15 protein-coding genes are annotated in these 18,240 nt (G+C 61.7%); 8 read left to right on the top strand and 7 right to left on the bottom strand.

From position 1 onward, the window contains the following. The first annotated feature begins 112 nt into the window (after positions 1–112). The gene (locus tag BLW25_RS07205; protein ID WP_092897713.1) at positions 113–1,186 is read left to right on the top strand and encodes an AbrB family transcriptional regulator; all 1,074 of its coding nucleotides are present in this window, start codon (positions 113–115) and stop codon (positions 1,184–1,186) included. Positions 1,187–1,192: 6 nt separating this feature from the next. On the opposite strand, the gene BLW25_RS07200 is transcribed toward BLW25_RS07205, so the two are convergent. Then, positions 1,193–2,236, bottom strand: a complete 1,044-nt coding sequence (locus tag BLW25_RS07200) for a cytochrome-c peroxidase (protein ID WP_092897711.1) — start codon at positions 2,234–2,236, stop codon at positions 1,193–1,195. 384 nt (positions 2,237–2,620) lie between these two features. Here BLW25_RS07200 and BLW25_RS07195 point away from each other — a divergent pair, with 384 nt between their 5' ends. The 6 genes from BLW25_RS07195 (at position 2,621) to BLW25_RS07170 (ending at position 8,731) form a co-directional block, all read left to right on the top strand. Continuing rightward, positions 2,621–3,688, top strand: coding sequence for an ABC transporter ATP-binding protein (locus BLW25_RS07195; protein WP_216279342.1), 1,068 nt, complete (start codon positions 2,621–2,623; stop codon positions 3,686–3,688). A 3-nt stretch (positions 3,689–3,691) separates the two neighbouring features. Beyond that, entirely contained in the window at positions 3,692–4,624 is a 933-nt protein-coding gene (locus BLW25_RS07190) for an ABC transporter permease (RefSeq protein ID WP_092897707.1), read from the top strand. Next, positions 4,617–5,420, top strand: coding sequence for an ABC transporter permease (locus BLW25_RS07185; RefSeq protein ID WP_092897705.1), 804 nt, complete (start codon positions 4,617–4,619; stop codon positions 5,418–5,420). The genes BLW25_RS07190 and BLW25_RS07185 overlap by 8 nt, the downstream gene beginning before the upstream one ends. A 40-nt stretch (positions 5,421–5,460) precedes the next feature. Next, positions 5,461–6,489, top strand: a complete 1,029-nt coding sequence (locus BLW25_RS07180) for an extracellular solute-binding protein (protein WP_092897703.1) — start codon at positions 5,461–5,463, stop codon at positions 6,487–6,489. Positions 6,490–6,561: 72 nt separating this feature from the next. Further along, positions 6,562–8,229: an amidohydrolase gene (locus BLW25_RS07175; protein WP_092897701.1), complete on the top strand. Its 1,668-nt coding sequence runs from the start codon at positions 6,562–6,564 to the stop codon at positions 8,227–8,229. A 187-nt stretch (positions 8,230–8,416) separates the two neighbouring features. Further along, complete coding sequence (locus tag BLW25_RS07170) at positions 8,417–8,731, top strand: antifreeze protein (RefSeq protein WP_143040462.1); 315 nt, start codon at positions 8,417–8,419, stop codon at positions 8,729–8,731. A gap of 24 nt (positions 8,732–8,755) precedes the next feature. Here the strand turns inward: BLW25_RS07170 and BLW25_RS07165 are convergent, their stop codons facing one another. The 6 genes from BLW25_RS07165 to miaA all read right to left on the bottom strand — a co-directional run bounded on the left by BLW25_RS07165 (position 8,756) and on the right by miaA (position 17,218). Continuing rightward, the gene (locus BLW25_RS07165) at positions 8,756–10,849 is read right to left on the bottom strand and encodes an ABC transporter ATP-binding protein (RefSeq protein WP_092897697.1); all 2,094 of its coding nucleotides are present in this window, start codon (positions 10,847–10,849) and stop codon (positions 8,756–8,758) included. Between the two features lie 67 nt (positions 10,850–10,916). Further along, on the bottom strand, positions 10,917–12,080 hold the full coding sequence (locus tag BLW25_RS07160) for an ABC transporter permease (protein WP_092897695.1): 1,164 nt from the start codon (positions 12,078–12,080) through the stop codon (positions 10,917–10,919). 10 nt (positions 12,081–12,090) lie between these two features. Then, on the bottom strand, positions 12,091–13,176 hold the full coding sequence (locus BLW25_RS07155) for an ABC transporter permease (RefSeq protein ID WP_092897693.1): 1,086 nt from the start codon (positions 13,174–13,176) through the stop codon (positions 12,091–12,093). A 102-nt stretch (positions 13,177–13,278) separates the two neighbouring features. Then, complete coding sequence (locus tag BLW25_RS07150; RefSeq protein ID WP_092897691.1) at positions 13,279–14,934, bottom strand: ABC transporter substrate-binding protein; 1,656 nt, start codon at positions 14,932–14,934, stop codon at positions 13,279–13,281. 439 nt (positions 14,935–15,373) lie between these two features. After that, positions 15,374–16,171, bottom strand: a complete 798-nt coding sequence (locus tag BLW25_RS07145) for an AraC family transcriptional regulator (protein ID WP_092897689.1) — start codon at positions 16,169–16,171, stop codon at positions 15,374–15,376. A 180-nt stretch (positions 16,172–16,351) separates the two neighbouring features. After that, the gene (gene miaA, locus BLW25_RS07140; RefSeq protein ID WP_092897687.1) at positions 16,352–17,218 is read right to left on the bottom strand and encodes a tRNA (adenosine(37)-N6)-dimethylallyltransferase MiaA; all 867 of its coding nucleotides are present in this window, start codon (positions 17,216–17,218) and stop codon (positions 16,352–16,354) included. Positions 17,219–17,399: 181 nt separating this feature from the next. Here miaA and pyrH point away from each other — a divergent pair, with 181 nt between their 5' ends. Then, the gene (gene pyrH, locus BLW25_RS07135; protein WP_092897685.1) at positions 17,400–18,158 is read left to right on the top strand and encodes a UMP kinase; all 759 of its coding nucleotides are present in this window, start codon (positions 17,400–17,402) and stop codon (positions 18,156–18,158) included. Positions 18,159–18,240: the final 82 nt, after the last annotated feature.

Raw genomic sequence — 18,240 nt, 5'->3', positions numbered from 1 at the left:
TCATGACCGCTCTCGACACTGGCGGCGGGATCGGCAAAATGGGCGGGCGCCCGGCACCTGTGATGCGGCGATGCCGCCGGGCCGCAACCTGCTCTGATTTCGGACCTGATCCTTGACGTCCCTCCTGTCCTATCTGCCCGCGCTCGGTCTCGGTACTGCCGGAGGCCTGGTCGCCTGGGGGCTTGGCCTCCCGCTTCCCTGGATGCTTGGCGCGCTTTTTACCACCATGATCGCCTCGGTCGCCGGGCTGCGGATCCAGGGGCCCAATGCCATCCGCCCTGCGGTCGTGGCGGTGATCGGCGTGCTGCTGGGCTCTCGTTTCGCCCCCGAAGTGCTGGGCCATATGGTCACCTGGATCGGGACGCTGTCGCTTTTGCTGGTCTATCTTCTGGTCGTCGGCCTGATCATTGTGCCCTGGTATCGCTATGCCGGCGGCTATGACTGGCGCACCTCTTTCTTTGCCGGCATGCCGGGCGGGCTGGCCGAGATGATCGAGTTGGCCGAGGCCAAAGGCGGCAAGCCCGAGCCCGTTATCCTTGCCCACAGCCTCAGGATCGTGGTGACCATCTCGCTGATTGCGCTGTGGTTTCGGGTCATCATGGGCCATGATGTCGGCGCGGGGGCGGCAAGTGGCGCCGGTCTGCCGGAATGGCGGGAGGCGGGGCTTTTGATGGCCGCCGCCATCTTCGGGAGCCTGATCGGCCGCGCGCTGAACTGGCCTGCGCCGACCTTCCTCGGGCCGATGGCGCTTTCGGCCGCGCTGCATCTGAGCGGCATATCCGAAGCCGCGCCGCCCGCGGTTCTGGTCAATGCGGCCCAGGTGATCCTCGGCACCGTGCTGGGCTGCCGCTTTCGCGGCGTGCCACTTTCGGAACTGCGCAAGGCGGGGGGGCTCAGCATCGGATCGACCGTGCTGGTCCTGGGTGTGGCCCTTGGTTTCAGCCATCTGATGCGGATCCTGACCGGCACCAGCCCGGAACAGGCCATGCTTGCGCTTGCACCGGGCGGGCTGACCGAGATGGGGCTGATCGCGCTGGCGATCCATGCCGATGTTGCCTTTGTCGCGCTGCATCACGTGGTCAGGATCATTGCAATCATTGTCGCGGCCCCGGTGGTTTTCGCCCTGTTCGAGCGCCGTCTCGCGGCGGGGGGATCCGGGAAGGGCGGATCGGGGGATCCGCCCTGAGCTGCCTTATGGCAGGATCGCCGTCACCGGATGCGGTGTGGTGGCGGTTTCCGCCGGCAGGACCGGCAGCACCACCTGGGGCATGGTGCCGGTCAGACTGTCGAGAAAGGCCACGATCTGCGTGGTCTCTTCGGGGTGAAGCGCTTCGCCGAGCTGGCTTTCGGCCATGATCTCGACCGCCACGCGCAGATCCCAGACCTTGCCCGAATGGAAATAGGGCGCAGTCAAGGCGATGTTGCGCAAGGGTGCTGCGCGGAAGACATATTCGTCATCCACCGTCGCAGTGACCGCGAAGCGACCCTTGTCATCGGGCGGCAGGATCTCGGCCCCGGGCTTTTCGATCAGGCCGAACGGGTAATAGCCATGCCCGCCGACATTGACGCCCGAATGGCACGACGCACAGCCCTTATCCATGAAAAGCTGCAACCCGGCCAGCTGATCCGCCGTCATGGCTGCATCATCGCCGTTGAGCCAGGCATCAAAGGGCGCGGGCGTGATCAGCGTCGCCTCGAACACCTCGATCGCTTTGGCCATATTGTCAAAGCTCAGCGGTTCGGCATCGTCAGGAAAGGCCGCGTCGAACCAGGTCACATATTGCGGCATGGATCCCAGCGTGGCGATGACATTGTCGGGCGTATTCGCCATCTCGACACCGGCCTGGACCGGCCCCTTGGCCTGGGCTGCGAGGTCATCGGCGCGCCCGTCCCAGAACTGCGCCTCATTGAGCACCGCATTCAGCACCGTGGGCGCATTGCGCGGCCCTTTTTGCCAGCCATGACCGACCGAGGTTTCCATATTGTCATCACCGCCGGTGGTCAGGTTATGGCAGCTGTAGCAGCTGAACACGCCCGAGGCCGAGAGACGCGGATCGAAAAACAGCGCTTTGCCCAGATCGAGTTTTGCCGGGGTCGAGGGGTTGCCGGCGATGGCGGGAACCGTCGAAGGCAGGGCTCGGAAGGTTTCCAGCGCGAGATCACGCAAGGTTTCGGCAGACGCCGCCGTCCCGGACAAAAGCGCCGGGACGAGGAGAGTGAGGAGGATTGGTTTCATGCTTGCTCCTGAAGGTTGAGCTGGCGTTCGCGCGGGATCAGTCTGGAGCCGGGCGCGGGCAGGGCGCCATGATCGGGATCAAACCCGAAGCTTTCAGATAAATTAATTTAAATAATTATTTGAAAATACGAGATTATTTTGGAACCCTTCTGGCGCGCAGTACCTTGCATTCATGCATCGCCCTGACCAGCGCGACCGGTCCCCAGAAGCGGGCGGAGTCCGATCACGCTATTGCCTGTTTTTCCGACAGCTCTGCTCTCTGATCACGCAGGGGAAAGATAAAATTGCGGCGGGGGCAGCGATTTCTCTTGCCCGATCGCATTGGCTGCCCGCAATATGATCAAAATATAATAATACTGAGAACCACACCACAGGGGTGATCTTTTGGCTGTTACTGCTGCCATTATGGCGAAAGACGTGACCAAGGCGTTCGGTCAGGGCGAAACCGTGGTCAGGGCGCTGGACAATGTGTCCTGCGAAATCAGAACCGGCGAATTCTTTACGCTTCTCGGGCCATCGGGCTGTGGCAAGACCACGCTTTTGCGCCTGATCGCGGGGTTCGAAATGCCAAGCGCCGGGCAGATCCTGATCGATGGCCAGGATGTGACCGGCCAGCCCCCGAACAAGCGGGCGGTGAATACGGTCTTCCAGTCCTATGCTCTGTTCCCGCATCTGAGCGTGGCCGAGAATATCGGCTTCGGGCTGAAGATGATGGGCATCGCAAAGGCCGAGGTCGACCGGACGGTCCAGGAGATGCTGGCGCTGGTCCGGCTCGAGGCAATGGCAGGGCGCAAGACCAGCCAGCTTTCGGGCGGTCAGCAGCAGCGGGTCGCGCTGGCGCGGGCATTGGCACCGCGGCCCAAGGTTCTGCTTCTTGATGAGCCGCTTTCGGCGCTTGATCTTAAGCTGCGCAAGGAGATGCAGGTCGAGCTGAAACGGCTCCAGACCGAGACCGGCATCACCTTTGTCTTCGTCACCCATGACCAGGAAGAGGCGCTGACCATGTCGGACCGCATCGCGGTCATGTCGGCGGGCAGGATCCAGCAGCTTGGCGCCCCGCGCGAGATCTACACGAAACCGCGCAACCGTTTTGTCGCCTCCTTCATCGGCGAGACGAATTTCCTGACCGCAACCGGTGTGCCGGGCGGGGCGAAGCTCGCGTCGGGTGAGGTGATTGCGGTCGATACCGGCGGCAAGGGCGGGCAGATCACGCTGGCGGTAAGGCCCGAACATGTCGAGATCACGCCGCCGGATGCGCAGGGCACGATCCCGGCCGAGGTCCGGGGCTCGGTCTATTTTGGCACCGATATGAATTACCAGATCGTGCTGCCCGACGGGACCGGGATCGAGGCCTGCGTGCAATCGGGCGTCACCGGCGAGGCGCTGATCGGGCAGGGGGCGAAGGTGGGGATCCGGTTCGCGCCGGGCTCTGTCCTCATGCTGGAGGACTGAGCGATGGCCCGGACACATGGCGCGAGCGAGGCCGAGCGCCTTCAGGCCGCAAGCTCGACCCGCAATGCCTGGGCGCTTTCGGCCCCGGCGCTGATCCTTTTGTTCTGCGCGGCGGCAGGGCCCCTGCTGATCGTGCTGATCTATTCCTTCCTCACGGCTGGCCCGACCGGCGGCGTGGTGTGGGACTTCTCGACCGAGGCCTGGGTTGGGGTTCTTTACACCCGCGACATCTTTGATGATGGCAATCTGGTGCTCGCCGATGCGCATCTGACGATCTTCTGGCGTTCGGTGAAGATCTCGATCCTGACCACGCTGATCACCTTCGCGCTTGGCTTTCCCACCGCCTGGTTCATCGCCACGCGCCCGCTGAAAGAGCGCGCGCTCTGGCTGTTCCTGATCACCATTCCCTTCTGGACCAATCTGCTGATCCGCACCTTTGCGATCACCGAAATCATCCGAAATGAGGGGCTTCTGAACAAGATCCTGCTGGGGATCGGGCTGATTTCCGAACCGATCCGCATCATGAACACCGATACCGCCGTGCTGATCGGCATGGCCTATGTCTATCTGCCGCTGATGGTGCTGCCGCTGTTTGCGGCCATCGACCGCTTCGATATGCGGCTTTTGGAAGCGGGCTATGACCTTTACGCCTCGCGCCTTCAGGTCTTGCGCCATGTCGTGCTGCCGATAGTGAAGCCCGGTATCATCGCAGGCTCGATCCTTGTCTTCATCCCCTCGCTTGGCGCCTATGTCACGCCGCGCGTGCTGGGCGGCGGCAAGAATATGATGATCGGCAATTTCATCGAACTGCAATTCGGTCAGGGCCGCAACTGGCCGCTGGGGGCCGCACTTTCCATAACGCTTTTGCTGATCGTGATGCTGGCGATGATCTTCTATGTCCGCGCCGCGACCAAAGGGGGCAAGAGCCATGGCTGAGAAAAGCTTTGAAGTCTCGCGCCTGCCCGGTTTCGCCACTGTCGCGATCCTGGTCTTTATCGCGCTCTATCTGCCGATCTGCACGCTGGTGTTCTTTTCCTTCAATGCCGGCACCACGCTTTCGGTCTGGCAGGGCTTTTCCTGGCGCTGGTATATCGAGGCCTGGGAGAATGATGTCGTGCAGGCCGCCGCGCTGCGTTCGCTGCAGATTGCGGTTTCGGCCAGTTTCATCGCGACCGTGGTGGCGACCATGGCGGCTCTTGCAACCACCAGGCGCCGCGCGTTTCGTGGCCAGACGGCGATCTATGCCTTTATCAACCAGCCACTGATGGTGCCCGAGATTGTGACCGCGGTGGCGCTTTTGATCGTCTTCGGGGTGATCAAGGCCTGGACCGGCTATCAGGGCCTCTGGTATCTGATCCTCGCGCATTCGGCTTTTTGTGTGCCCTTTGCTTATCTGCCGATCCGGGCAAGGCTGGAGGGGATGGATCTCTCGCTGGAATCGGCGGCGGCGGATCTTTACGCCAATCCCTGGCAGACCTTTCGATTTGTCACGCTGCCTCTCCTGGCCCCCGGGATCGCCGCCGGCGCGATGCTCGCCTTCGTCATCAGCCTCGATGATGTGGTGATTACCGAGTTTGTGAAATCCGCAGGCCAGGATACGCTGCCGACCTATATGCTCGGCCAGCTGCGCCGGACGCTGACGCCCGAGGTCAATGCGATCTCGACCGGTCTTCTGGTACTGACAGTGCTGCTGCTGGTCGGGTTCTCACTTATCAACCGCAAGAAAAACTGAACCGAATGGTTCTTGTCCAAAGTTTCACAGGGAGACGGATATGAAGAAATTCCTCAGCACGGTGGCCATTCTCTGCGCCACCGCCGCCATGGCCAGCGCCGATGACAAAGTGCTGCAGCTTTACAACTGGGGCGATTATACCAGCGCTGAACTTCTGCGGAAGTTCGAGGCCGAGACCGGCATCAAGGTTATCGTCACCGATTACGATTCAAACGACACCGCCCTGGCAAAAATCCGCGCCGGCGGCCATGGCTTCGACATGGTGGTGCCTTCGGCCAATTACGTGCCGATTTTCGTCGAAGAGGGGCTGGTGGCGGAGCTTGACCATTCCAAACTGCCCAATATCGGCAATATCGCACCAGAATGGCGCGATGTGTCCTGGGATCCGGGCCGCGCCCATACCATTCCGTGGCAGTGGGGATCGACCGGGATCATGGTCAACAAATCGGTCTATAGCGGCGACATCAACACCTCGGCGATCTGGCTGGACGTGCCTGATGAGCTGAAGGGCAAAATCAATGTGACGCCCGAGATGAACGATATCGTCTATATGGCGGTGTGGTATGTCGGCGGCGAGCCCTGCACCGAAGACACCGAAGTGCTGAAAAAGGCCCGTGATGCCCTGATCGCAGCCAAGCCCGACTGGATTTCGATGGATTATGGCGCCACCGAAAAGATGTCGAGCAATGACTGGGCGGCGACCGTCTACTGGAACGGGGCGGCCCTGCGCTCGCGCATCAACAACCCCGATGTGCATTTCGGCTATCCGAAAGAAGGCTATCCGCTGTTCATGGATTCGGTGGGGATCCTCTCGGATGCCAAAAATCCCGAAGGTGCATATAAGTTCCTGAATTTCATCATGGAGCCGGAAAACGCGGCGCTGATCTCGACTCATGCCAAATATGCCAATGGCATCACCGGCTCTGAGCCGTTCATGCCCGAAGAAATGAAGGGCGCCCCGGAGATCGAGATCCCGGAGGCCTCGAAAGCCGCCGGCCATTTCCTGCAACGCTGCCCGCCCAAGGCGCAGGAATATATGACTGCGATCTGGACCGAGCTGATGAAATAAGCGGCATCCCCGCTTTCTGAAATCCAGGGCGGCCCGCTTCGGGCCGCCTTTCTGCCGAATGGAGCCTGAAATATGCCCGCCGACCTGATTTTCATCAATGCCAAGGCCCTGACCATGGATCCCGACATGCCCCGGGCCGAGGCCGTGGCGATTGCCGCGGGGCGTATCCTCGCCGTGGGCTCCAATGCCGATATCACCGCGCTGAAGGGGGCGGCCACGAAAGTGGTGGATGCGGGCGGACGGATGCTCCTGCCGGGCTTTGTTGAAAGCCATCTGCATCTGGGGCTTGGCGGCTCCGAGCTGAGCGATCTGCAACTGACGCATGTTCATGGCATAGATCAGCTGCGCGAGGCCTTTCTGGCCTATGCGGCGGCCAATCCGGATCTGCCCTTCCTGATGGCGCAGGGCGCCGATTATGGCCTTATCGAAGGTGGCGCCAATCGCCATATCCTCGACAGTATCATCGCGGATCGCCCGATCGCGATGACCTCGCATGACCACCACACGATCTGGGCCAATACGCTTGCGCTGGAACTTTCCGGCACGCTGAACGGGCTGGAATGTTCGCCCGGCCATGAGGTGGTGATGGGGGCGGACGGGCTCGCCACCGGCGAGCTTCTGGAATTCGAAGCTTTCGGCCGGGTGGTTGATCTGGCCGGGCGCGGGCGGTTGAATCTGGGCATCGCGACCGGGGGCGAGCCGGTCAATCCAAGCCAGGCCGAGCGCGATCTGGACAAGGATATGTTCGAGCGTGGCCAGATCCATTGCGCACAATATGGCATCACCTCGATGGTGATGATGGATGGCAACCGCTACACGCTGGAATGCCTGCGCGAATTGCAGGAGGAAGGCCGGTTGCTGGCACGGGTCAAGGTGCCCTTCCATTACAAACCCAATATGGACCATTCCGAACTCGACCGCGCCGTCGAGATGACCGAGAGCTTCAATGATGAATGGCTATCCTCGGGCTTTGTGAAAATGTTCATGGATGGTGTGCTCGACAGCTATACCGCCTTTATGCTGAACGATTATCCGACAAAGCCCGGTCATAAGTCGGTCGCGCTTTTCCCGCCGGATCAGTTCAACCCGCTCGCGGCCGAGATTGACCGCCGTGGCCTGCAGATCGCGGTTCATGCCATCGGTGACGGGGCGGTCAGGACCACGATTGATGGCTATGAGACCGCGCAGATCCAGAATGGCAAACGCGACTCGCGTCACCGGATCGAACATATCGAACTGATCGACCGTGCCGATGTGCCGCGTGTCGGTGCGCTTGGAATTGTCGCGAGCCTGCAACCCTCGCATCCACCGGGCGCGATGGATTTCGGGATGGAGCCGACGCTGACCAATATCGGCGCCGCGCGCTGGCCGGATGCTTATCTGCACAAAACGCTGGCCGATCACGGCGCGCCCGTTGCCTATGCCTCGGACTGGGCGGTGACCGATGTGGCGGTCTTGCGTTCGGTCCAGGCGGCGGTGACGCGGCTGCCATACAGCGATGCCTGCACCGATGAGCGCCTGAGCCTTGAAGAAAGCCTTTACGCCTATACGGCAGGTGGCGCCTGGGCGGCGCATACCGACCATATCACCGGTCGACTGAAACCCGGTCTCGCGGCGGATCTCGTGCTGTTGCAGGAAGATCTGGAACAGGTTGCACCCGATCATATCGGCAGCGTCCAGGTCGCGCTGACCATCTGCGGCGGTCGGGTGACCTATGCGGCTGAAGGCCAGGCCATCTGATATCTGAACCAAAAGACGGTGACGTTACGGCACCTGAAGCAAAACTGAGACAGTCGCCGGCGGGGAAATACGGAATTCCGCCGGCGTCGTCATTTGTTAACTTGCCTGTGGAAATCTTTCGCCTAAGTTGCCGCTCTTCGAGAAGACAGATCATCCCTGCCCGGCGGGCATGTCAAAGGTCCCGGTCATGTTTCCATTCCTGCCCCCCAGCGCCGCACAGATGATGCGCCTCGGCCTGCGATCTTCGGTCATGATGGCCGAGGCTCAGGCGGTTATCGCGATGCGGATGGCCGGGATGATGGGGATGTGGCCGGTTTCACCGGGTGAGAATGCGCGGATGGTGTCGGAAAAACTCGCAGCCCTGCAAGAGGCGCAGATCGCGGTGATGAAGGCCGCGATGAAGGGGGCCTCCCCCGCGACAATGGCCGAGGCCGCATTGCGCCCGGTCCGCCGCCGTATCAAAGCCAATGCCGAACGGCTGGCGCGTGAAATCACCCGTTAAGCCACCCGTTAAACCGCTGGCCGATCATTCGGCGGCGATGCGGATCACCGGCTCCATCGCGGCAAATTGCGCGGACGAAAGGTGGCATTTGATCTGATGCCCGCCGGCAAGCTGCAGAACCGGCGGCATCACGCGATCACAGATTCCGCCCTCGACCTGGGATTTCCAGCGGCAGCGCGTCTGGAACGGGCAGCCCGGCGGCGGGTTCATTGCCGAGGGGATCTCGCCCTCCAGCACGATATGTTTGCGCGTCACCGTCGGATCGGCAATCGGCACTGCGGATAAAAGCGCCTCGGTATAGGGGTGATAGGGGGGGGCGAAAACCTGATCCGTCGTGCCCATCTCGACCACATGGCCAAGATACATCACCATCACCCGGTCGCTGAGATAGCGCACGATGGAAAGATCGTGGCTGATGAACAAAAGCGTCGTGCCATTCTCGCGCTGGATATCCATCAGCAGATCGGTGACCGCTGCCTGGACCGAGACATCCAGCGCCGAGACCGGCTCATCCGCGACCACCACTTTCGCACCGCCCGCGAAGGCACGGGCGATGCCGACGCGCTGCTTTTGTCCGCCCGAAAGCTGGCGCGGCATCCGTTCGGCGAATGCGCGCGGCAGTTTCACGAGGTCAAGAAGCTCGAGCATCCGGGCCTGACGCGCGGCGTCACTGTCGCCGTAATGAAAGACCTCCAGCGCGCGGATGATCTGGCGCCCGACTGTCATCGAGGGGTTCAGCGTGTCGAACGGGTTCTGGAACACCATCTGCAGTTTCGACACCGTATCGGCGCCGCGTTTCTGGATCGGCGTGGATTGCACGTTTTCATCAAACAGCATGATCTTGCCCGAAGTGGCGGTCTCCAGCCCCATCAGCACCCTGGCGAAGGTGGATTTGCCACAACCCGATTCCCCGACGATTGCAAGGGTCTCGCCTTTCCGGGCCTCGAAACTCAGCGTCTCATTGGCCTTGACGACTTTGGTCAGACCGCCGCCGAAGGCCCCCGAGGAAACCTGGTAATATTTCCTCAGATCATCCATTTTCAGAACGATCTCACCCGGCGGCAGCTTTTTACGGGCTTTGGCTACCCCGGGCGGCGCGTTCCAGTCGATCTCCTGCCATTTCAGGCAGCGGGTCGCGTGACGGTCACCGCCGGTAACCGGCTCCATGGCGATGTCACCCGTATCGCAGCGCCCGGCCTCGAAATAATCGCAGCGCGGGCCGAAATTGCAGCCATTGGGGCGTTCATGCGGCAGCGGGAAATTGCCGGGGATCGAGATCAGCGGGCGGGCGTTTTTGTCAGCTCCGGGCAGCGGGATCGCGCGGAACAGGGCCTGGGTATAGGGATGGCGCATCTCGGTGAAGACCTCAGTGACATTGCCGGTCTCGACCGCTTCGCCGGAATACATCACACAAAGCCGGTCACAGACATCGAGGATGAGGCCGAGATTGTGGCTGATGAACAGCATCGAAGTGCCGTATTTCTCGCCGAGTTCTTTGACAAGGGCGACAATGCCGGCCTCGACGGTGACATCAAGTGCAGTGGTCGGCTCATCGAGGATCAGAAGCGCCGGTTTCGCCATCAGCGCCATGGCGATGACGATGCGCTGTTGCTGGCCGCCGGACAGCTGATGCGGATAGGAATTCAGCATCCGGTCCGGATCGGGCAGCCGCACATCGGCGACGATCTGGCGGGCGAGCGCCCAGGCTTCCGCGCGGCCCATCCCACGATGAATCATCGGGACTTCCGCCAGTTGCGCGCCGATCTTCATCGCGGGATTGAGCGAGGCCATCGGCTCCTGGTAGATCATCGCGATCTCAGAACCACGTATACGGCGCAGGTCTTCCTCGCTCATGGTGGTGAGGTCCTGGCCTTTGAAGAGGATACGCCCGGCAGTGATGCGGCCGTTTTTGCCGAGGTCGCGCATCACCGCGAGTGCCACAGTGGATTTGCCGCAACCGGATTCTCCGACAAGGCCCATGGATTCGCCCGCCATCACCCTGCAGGAGAAATCCATCACCGCCGGGATCTGACGCAGGCGGGTGAAAAAGGTGATCGAGAGATTCTCGATTTCGAGGATCGGCTGTGAAGGGTCCCAGGTGCTCGGCTTCGCGGTCATATGGGTTTCCTTTGGCTGCTGGCCGGGGCGCTGCCCCGGACCCCGGGATATTCAGGGACAGATGAAATCAGTCTTTCAGGCTTTCTTCGCGCAACCCGTCGGCGAGGAGGTTGAGGCCGAGAACGAGGCTCATCAGCGCAATGGCGGGAACGAGGGCGGCATGGGGGAAGATTGCGAGGAGGCGGCGGCCATCATCGATGGTGGAGCCCCAGTCGGGGCTTTCCGGCGAGACGCCGAGGCCGAAGAAGCCGAGCGTGCCGAGGAGGATGGTGGTATAGCCGATCCTGAGGCAGAAATCGACGATCAGGGGGCCGCGCGCATTGGGCAGGATCTCCCACAGCATGATATACCACGGTCCCTCGCCGCGGGTCTGGCCGGCGGCGACGTAATCGCGGGCTTTGATGTCCATGGTCAGGCCGCGCACGATGCGGAAGACGCCGGGGGAGTTCACGAAGACCACCGAAACAAAGACGTTGAGCATATTGGGGCTCATCGAGAAGAGGCCGGTCGGGTCTTTACTGAAAGCGAGCCCCGCCCAGGCCCAGAGCCCGATCACGAGCGTCAGGCCGACATAGAGGTTGCGGCGCGCGGGCAGCATGTGGAAGCGCGAGTTGAAAAGCACGGTGAAGAAGATCACCGGGAAGAGAAACAGCGCTGCGGCAAAGTAAATCGGGATCCCGGTCTCGACGATTTCAGGTGTGACCAGCAGGTAGAAGAGCAGGATCACCGGGAAGGCCAGCACGAGATTAGCGACGAAGGAAAGGAGCGTGTCGAACTTCCCCGCGAAATAGCCGGCGGGCAGGCCCAGCGTGATCCCGACCATGAAGGCGAAGACGGTGGCGGCCGGGGCGATTTTCAGCACCTCACGCGCGCCCATCACCATGCGCGAAAACACGTCACGGGCGAGGTTGTCGCCGCCGAGCAGATACCATGGATAGCCCCCTTCGGCCGCGGTGGCGAGGGCCGTGCCGGGGAGTTTGTTTTTCATCCCCGACAGCTGCACGAGGGGGTCATGAGTGATGATCAGATCGGCGAATATTGCCGTGAAGATCCAGAACATCACCACGGCAAAGCCGATCTGGCCCACGATGGAATCGAAAAGCTTGCCGTAAAGGCCGAGGCGGCGGCGGTACCGGATCGACAGGATGAATGTGGCGATCAGGGCGATCCAGACCGGCGCGAAGGCGAGGCTGGATTTCAGGACAATCTGGAGCCAGGAGAGGTCTTGCATCTGTCTCTCCTCAGCTCAGCCGGATGCGGGGGTTGAGGAAGACATAGCCGATATCCGAGATCAGCTGCGTGATCAGCACGACGATCACCGCGACAACGGAACAGCCGAGCAGGAGCGGGATGTCATTGTTCCCGGCTGCCTGCACGAGTGTCCAGCCGAAGCCTTTGTAATTGAACAGGGTTTCGACAATCACCACGCCATTCAGCAGCCAGGGGAATTGCAGCATGATCACCGTGAAAGGTGCGATCAGCGCGTTTCTCAGCGCGTGTTTCATGACGACCTGGGCAAAGCTGACGCCCTTGAGGCGTGCGGTGCGGATATATTGCTGGCTCATCACCTCGGTCATCGAGGCGCGGGTCATGCGGGCGATGTATCCGATGCCGTAAAGCGCGATGGTCATCACCGGCAGCGCGAAATTCCAGAAGGTGATCTTATCCATGGCGCTGGTGGCGGTGCCCTGGAAAAGCGTCTTGCCCTCGATCCAGCCCATCTCGGCCAGTACCGGCGAGATGCCAACCGTGGCCGAGGCAAAGACCACGATGAAGATCACGCCCGAGACATATTCCGGCGTTGCCGTGGTCACGATGGCAAAGCCCGAGAGGATGCGGTCGGTCCAGGACCCTTCGCGCATGCCCGAGAGCACGCCAAGGGTCAGCGCGGTCGGCACCATCACGATCATCACCCAGAGCATCAGCCAGGAGGTCATCGACAGCGCGCGTCTGATCACATCGGCCACCGGCTGTTTGAACACGGTGGAAAAGCCCCATTGCCCCTGGAGAATGCCGCAGCGGCCCGGGATATTGTCAAGGGTCGCCACCGTCCCGCTGATGCAGCGGCCGGTAAAGCGGCCATCTTCTTCGCGGGTCCAGCCTGGCATGACGCCAAGCCATTGCCCGTAGCGATGCAGCGTCGGGGCGCCATAGCCGTTGCGGTCGAGCCAGCTTGCGACTTCTGCATCGCTCATCCGCACTGAAGCTTCGGATTTCGCGAGCTTTTCCAGGTTGGGCGGCAGATTGGTCAGCCAGAAGACAATAAAGGTCAGCGCAAGGACAGTCAGGAACATCACGCCGATACGGCGCAGGACAAAGGCGAACATGGCTTCTCCTCTTCCGGGTCAGGGAAGGCGGCGGCTTGTTGGCTGAAGGCCCCGGGGGCGGGGCGGAAACGGGGCAGGGCGGTGCCTGCCCCAGGAACCGCATCAGGCGGCGATCCACCACTTGTAATGATGGTGTTCAAAGGTTGCGTGGATGCCGCAATCCTTCACCTTCGGATCGGTATGACGATAGAGCGAGCGCCAGTAGGATTGCACGAGCACGCCCTGCTCCTGCATGATTTCCTCGACCCGTTTCATGACCTTGCTGCGCTCGGTCGCGTCGTTGATCGCCAGGGCCTTGCCAAGCTCAGCATCGAATTCCGCATTCGAAAAGGCGGATTCGTTCCAGGCCTCGCCGCTGCGATAGGCAACCGACAGAACCTGGACGCCAAGCGGACGCATATTCCATTCGGTGGCCGAGAAAGGATATTTGGTCCAGTCATTCCAGAAGGTCGAACCCGGCAACACGGTCCGTTTGATCTTGAGACCGGCGTCGCGGATCTGGGCTGCGATGGCGTCGCAGGTTGCAGCCTGCCAGGCGTCATCAAGCGAGATCAGTTCGAATTCGAAATCACCATAACCGGCCTCAGTGACCAGCGCCTTGCCGGCGGCCGGATCGGTCACCACCGGCGGCAGCTGGAAATATTCCGGATGGATAGGGCAGACATGGTGATTTTCGGCAACCGTACCAAGGCCGGAATAGCCCAGTTCAAGCACAACGGCATTGTCGACGCATTTGATCAGGCCGGTGCGGTTCCTGACATCCTTATATTCCTCGGCCAGCTGGTTGAACCGGACCGCCAGCGTCGCAGAGGTCACCGCTTCTGATTTATCCCAGCCCATGGCGTCGAGCACTTCGATGAACTCGCCAACTGACTGATATGTCGCATCAATCTCGCCCGAGCCTGCTGCCCCAACCTCGGCCGCCGGGTCGGTGCCGAGATCGTAATATTCGATCCGGTCCAGCCAGGGCCCGCCATAAACCTCGGTCCCCCACCAGGGCTGATCCGATTTCACCAGCGAGGCGCGCACGCCGGTTTCAAAATTATCATATTTGAACGGTCCGGTTCCCGGTGTCTGGGTCGGATCACCATTCTCATAGCTTTTATGAACGACCATGCCGGGATAATCGGCCAATGCCGCGATCAGGGCGATATCGGGGGCGCTCAGCACCAGTTTCACGGTCGAGCCATCGACCACGGTGACCGCACCGTCGCGCATCTTGCCGCCCTCGCTCCCGTCCCGCAGACCGACACAGCGCGCCGCCATCGAATTGCCTTCGACCGAACCATCGCACCAGCGTGCGAAGTTATGCGCCACGTCTTCGGCGGTGAAATCGTCACCATTCGACCATTTCACGCCCTGACGCACCTTCAGGGTATATTCGGTCGCGTCGTCATTGGCCTCCCAGCTTTCCAGCAACATGCCGCGGATCGAGCCGTCATTGTTGTACTCGACCAGATATTCCAGCCAGCCGCGCATGAAATTGGCGATCTGGCTCCAGTCAGAGGTGCGCGGGTCTTTCAGCGCTTTCAGCTCCATCGACATGCGCAAAGTGCCGCCGGGCGTCGGCGTGCCTTCGGCATAGGCCGGGGCGTCCAGCCCCAGCAGCCCCCAGGCGACCGGCGCCGCCACGCCAAGCGCGGTGGTACGGGTCAGGAATTCACGGCGGCTGAGCTGGCCCGCGCGATGCTCTTCGGCATACATTGTTGCGGCGGGGTGCAGACGGGTATCGGTATCGGTATCGGTATTCCGGGTCATTCATCATCTCCCTGTCAGGCTCGGACGCGAGGCGGAAAGCGTCGCGCAAACGAGGTCCGGGACGTGCTGTTCTCTCCCGGCTGCAGTGCCCTTCCAGAGCCTGTCCGGGCTTATGCCGGAACGGCCGGAACTGCCTGGCCACGCAGGAACTGCGCCGCGAAACAGGATGGCGGGATCTGCGTTGCGGGCCGGATTTTTTCCGCCAGCTTCATTCCCTGGTCCGTCCATTGCGCATGTTTTCCGCTTTCGCGTCAATGCTTTTGACAGACCAGTCGCAGGGCTTTTGCGATATCGGGACTAAGGAAATGTTAACGACGCTTTGCAGGTTCAGCCGCCGGTGCCCGGCAGTCGCGGGCCCGGCAGCAGGCCCCGCAAGGCGCATGGGCCAGGCGGGCCGGCTGAACGTGTTGATGCGCCTTGCCGGCCTCTGGCCCCCGGCTCAGCCAGCGCGGCGGAATGCCGTCGGCGACTTGCCGGTCATATGGTGGAAGGCGCGGGTGAAATAGGCCGGCGAGGCAAAGCCAAGGCTGGCTGCGATATGGCCCACCGGGATCTTCGTCTCGCTCAGAAGACGCTGCGCCTCGAAGATACGGCGGTCCTGCAACAGAACCGAGGCCGGTTTGCCGCAGGACTGTTTGCAGCAGCGCGACAGATGGGTGGGCGTGACATTCAGCTTTGCCGCAAAATCCGCAACACCAAGACCAGAGCGGTATTCCCGTTCCAGAAGGCTGGAATAGCGCGCGGCAAGCCGGCGGCTGGCATCGGGACGGGTGGTTTCCGGCTCGGCCCGTGCGGCCTGGCGCTCCAGCCAGACCCCGAGAAGCCCCAGATAATGGCCGGTGGCACGATCATGGGCCGGCACATCCGAACTCATCTCGCGCGAAATCGAATCAAGCAAGACGTTGATTTCCTGCTGCGCATGGACTTCGCGGATCCGCAGATGCTGCGGCGATGCGGGCAAAGGCAGCCCACAATTACGCCCGAAAAAGACCGCCGTGCCGAAAACCGAAGGGCCGGCATCAAAGCCATGCATAACACCCGGCGGGATGAAAACCACATTATGTGCGGTGTAGCCGCGCGTCTGCCCCTGGACCGTGATACGGCCCTGGCCTTTGGTGAACCACAAAAGGCAGGATTCCGACAGAGATCGCATCGCCTCCACACGCCAGCGGCCGGCGGCGGCAAGGCGTGGAATGGCGAGGACCCGGAGGTTTGAAATCGCGGTAAAGTCTTGCATAGTCTTCTTATCTTTTCTGCCGATGGCCGAAAGGTAAGCGGCACGACTGCAAAAATGAAACCAAAAAGATTGTATTTCAGATAAGTTATCCACAGAGCTTGCGGAAAGCTGGGGGTAAATTTGTGGACTTTCCGCAGGTCGCCGGCAAAGCCGCAGCAGTCGGATGGGGCAGGGCGCGCCTCAGGGCAGGGCCAGCCCCTGCCAGTCGCGCATCCGGTTGCGAAACCAGGTGCGCTGACGTTTCGCATATTGATGGCTGGCGATTTTCGCTGCCGTGATCGCATCGGCCAGGCTGGTTTCGCCACGCAGACAGGCGACCAGTTCCGGTGCCCCGATCGCCCTGGCCCAGGGGCGTGCCGGATCCCAGTACGGCAGCGCGGCGCGCGCTTCCTCCAGTGCTCCGGTCCCGATCATCTGGTCGAAACGCCGGTCGATGCGGTGGTTCAGCCAGTTTATTTCCGGCTGGATCACAATGGCCTCGCTGCGCGCGCGTGGCAAAAGCGCGGGGCCCGTCTGCGCCTGCCAGAAAGCCAGCCCGCGCCCCGATGCCCGCAAGACCTCCCAGGCGCGCTGTACGCGGGCGGGGTTGCGCAGGTCGATCCGCGCGGCAGTCTCGGGGTCCAGCCGCGCCAGCATCGCGGGATAATCCTCCAGCCGCAGCCGGTCCGCCTCGGCCCGTATTGCGGGCGGCACCGGTGGCACCCCGGCCAGACCTTCCGTCAGCGCCATGAAATAAAGCCCGGTCCCGCCGACGATCACCACCGGGCGTGACAGCAAAGCCGTGATCTCGCGCAGCCAGTGGCCAACCGAATATTCCGCATCGCGCCCGATATGACCGTAAAGCAGATGCGCCGCCGCCGCCTCCTCGGCCAGAGAGGGCCGCGCCGACAGGACCCGCCAGCATTCATAGACCTGAAGCGCATCGGCATTCACCACCGCACGCCCGTCCCGCGCCGCCAGTTCCAGCGCCAGCGCCGATTTTCCGCTCGCCGTCGGTCCGGCGATCAGCACTGGCAGCTCCCTTGAAATTGCAGAGAGATCCGGCATTGAATATCCTTTTGATCCAAATATTCCGGGTCAATCCCGGCTTTGCCGGGATGGGGGCCACGCCCCCTTTCGCGCTCTCTTTCGCGCCTGTGCGGATCCGCCGCAACCCCGGTTGATCCCGGCCCGCTTTTGGACCATTTTGCGCGCAACTTCAAAATCAGAACAAGACCAGGGGATTCCCATGTCCAGCGCAAGCACAAAGCCAGGGCCAGTCACGGCCTCGGCGGTGAAATATTCTCGCGTGATGCTCAAAATCTCGGGGGAGGCGCTGATGGGCGACCAGGGCTTCGGCCTCAATCCGCCCACGGTTGCGCGTATCGCCCAGGAAGTCAAAGCGGTGCAGGAGCTTGGCGTCGAGATCTGTATGGTGATCGGCGGCGGCAATATCTTCCGCGGCCTTGCCGGTTCGGCGCAGGGGATGGAACGCACCACCGCCGATTACATGGGCATGCTTGCCACGGTGATGAACGCGCTCGCGATGCAATCGGCGCTCGAACAGATCGGCGTCTTCACCCGGGTGATTTCGGCCATTCCGATGGACCAGGTCTGCGAGCCCTATATCCGCCGCCGTGCCGTCCGCCACCTGGAGAAGAAACGCGTCTGTATCTTTGCCGCCGGCACCGGCAACCCCTATTTCACCACCGACACGGCTGCGACTTTGCGGGCCAATGAAATGGGCTGCGAGGCAGTGTTCAAGGGCACCAAGGTCGATGGCGTCTATGACAAAGACCCGAAAAAACACGAAGATGCCAAACGCTACGAGACTGTCTCTTATGACGAGGCGCTTGAAAAGCATCTCGGCGTGATGGATGCGACCGCCATCGCGCTGGCGCGCGACAACGATCTTCCGATCATCGTCTTCTCGCTTGATGAGCCGGGCGGGTTCCGCACCATCCTCGCAGGCGAGGGCACCTATACCCTGGTGAATGCGAAGGGCTGAGATATCTCAGTCGTCGCCAGAATTACCTGGGGCGGTCCTTTCATTCCGATGTGAATGTCAGGGACCGCCCGTTTCCGGGCCT

Origin of the sequence: Rhodobacter sp. 24-YEA-8, assembly GCF_900105075.1 — a bacterium.
Classification (GTDB): domain Bacteria; phylum Pseudomonadota; class Alphaproteobacteria; order Rhodobacterales; family Rhodobacteraceae; genus Pseudogemmobacter.
Note: the sequence above shows the minus strand (reverse complement) of the source record. Positions and strands in the feature narration are given on the sequence as shown.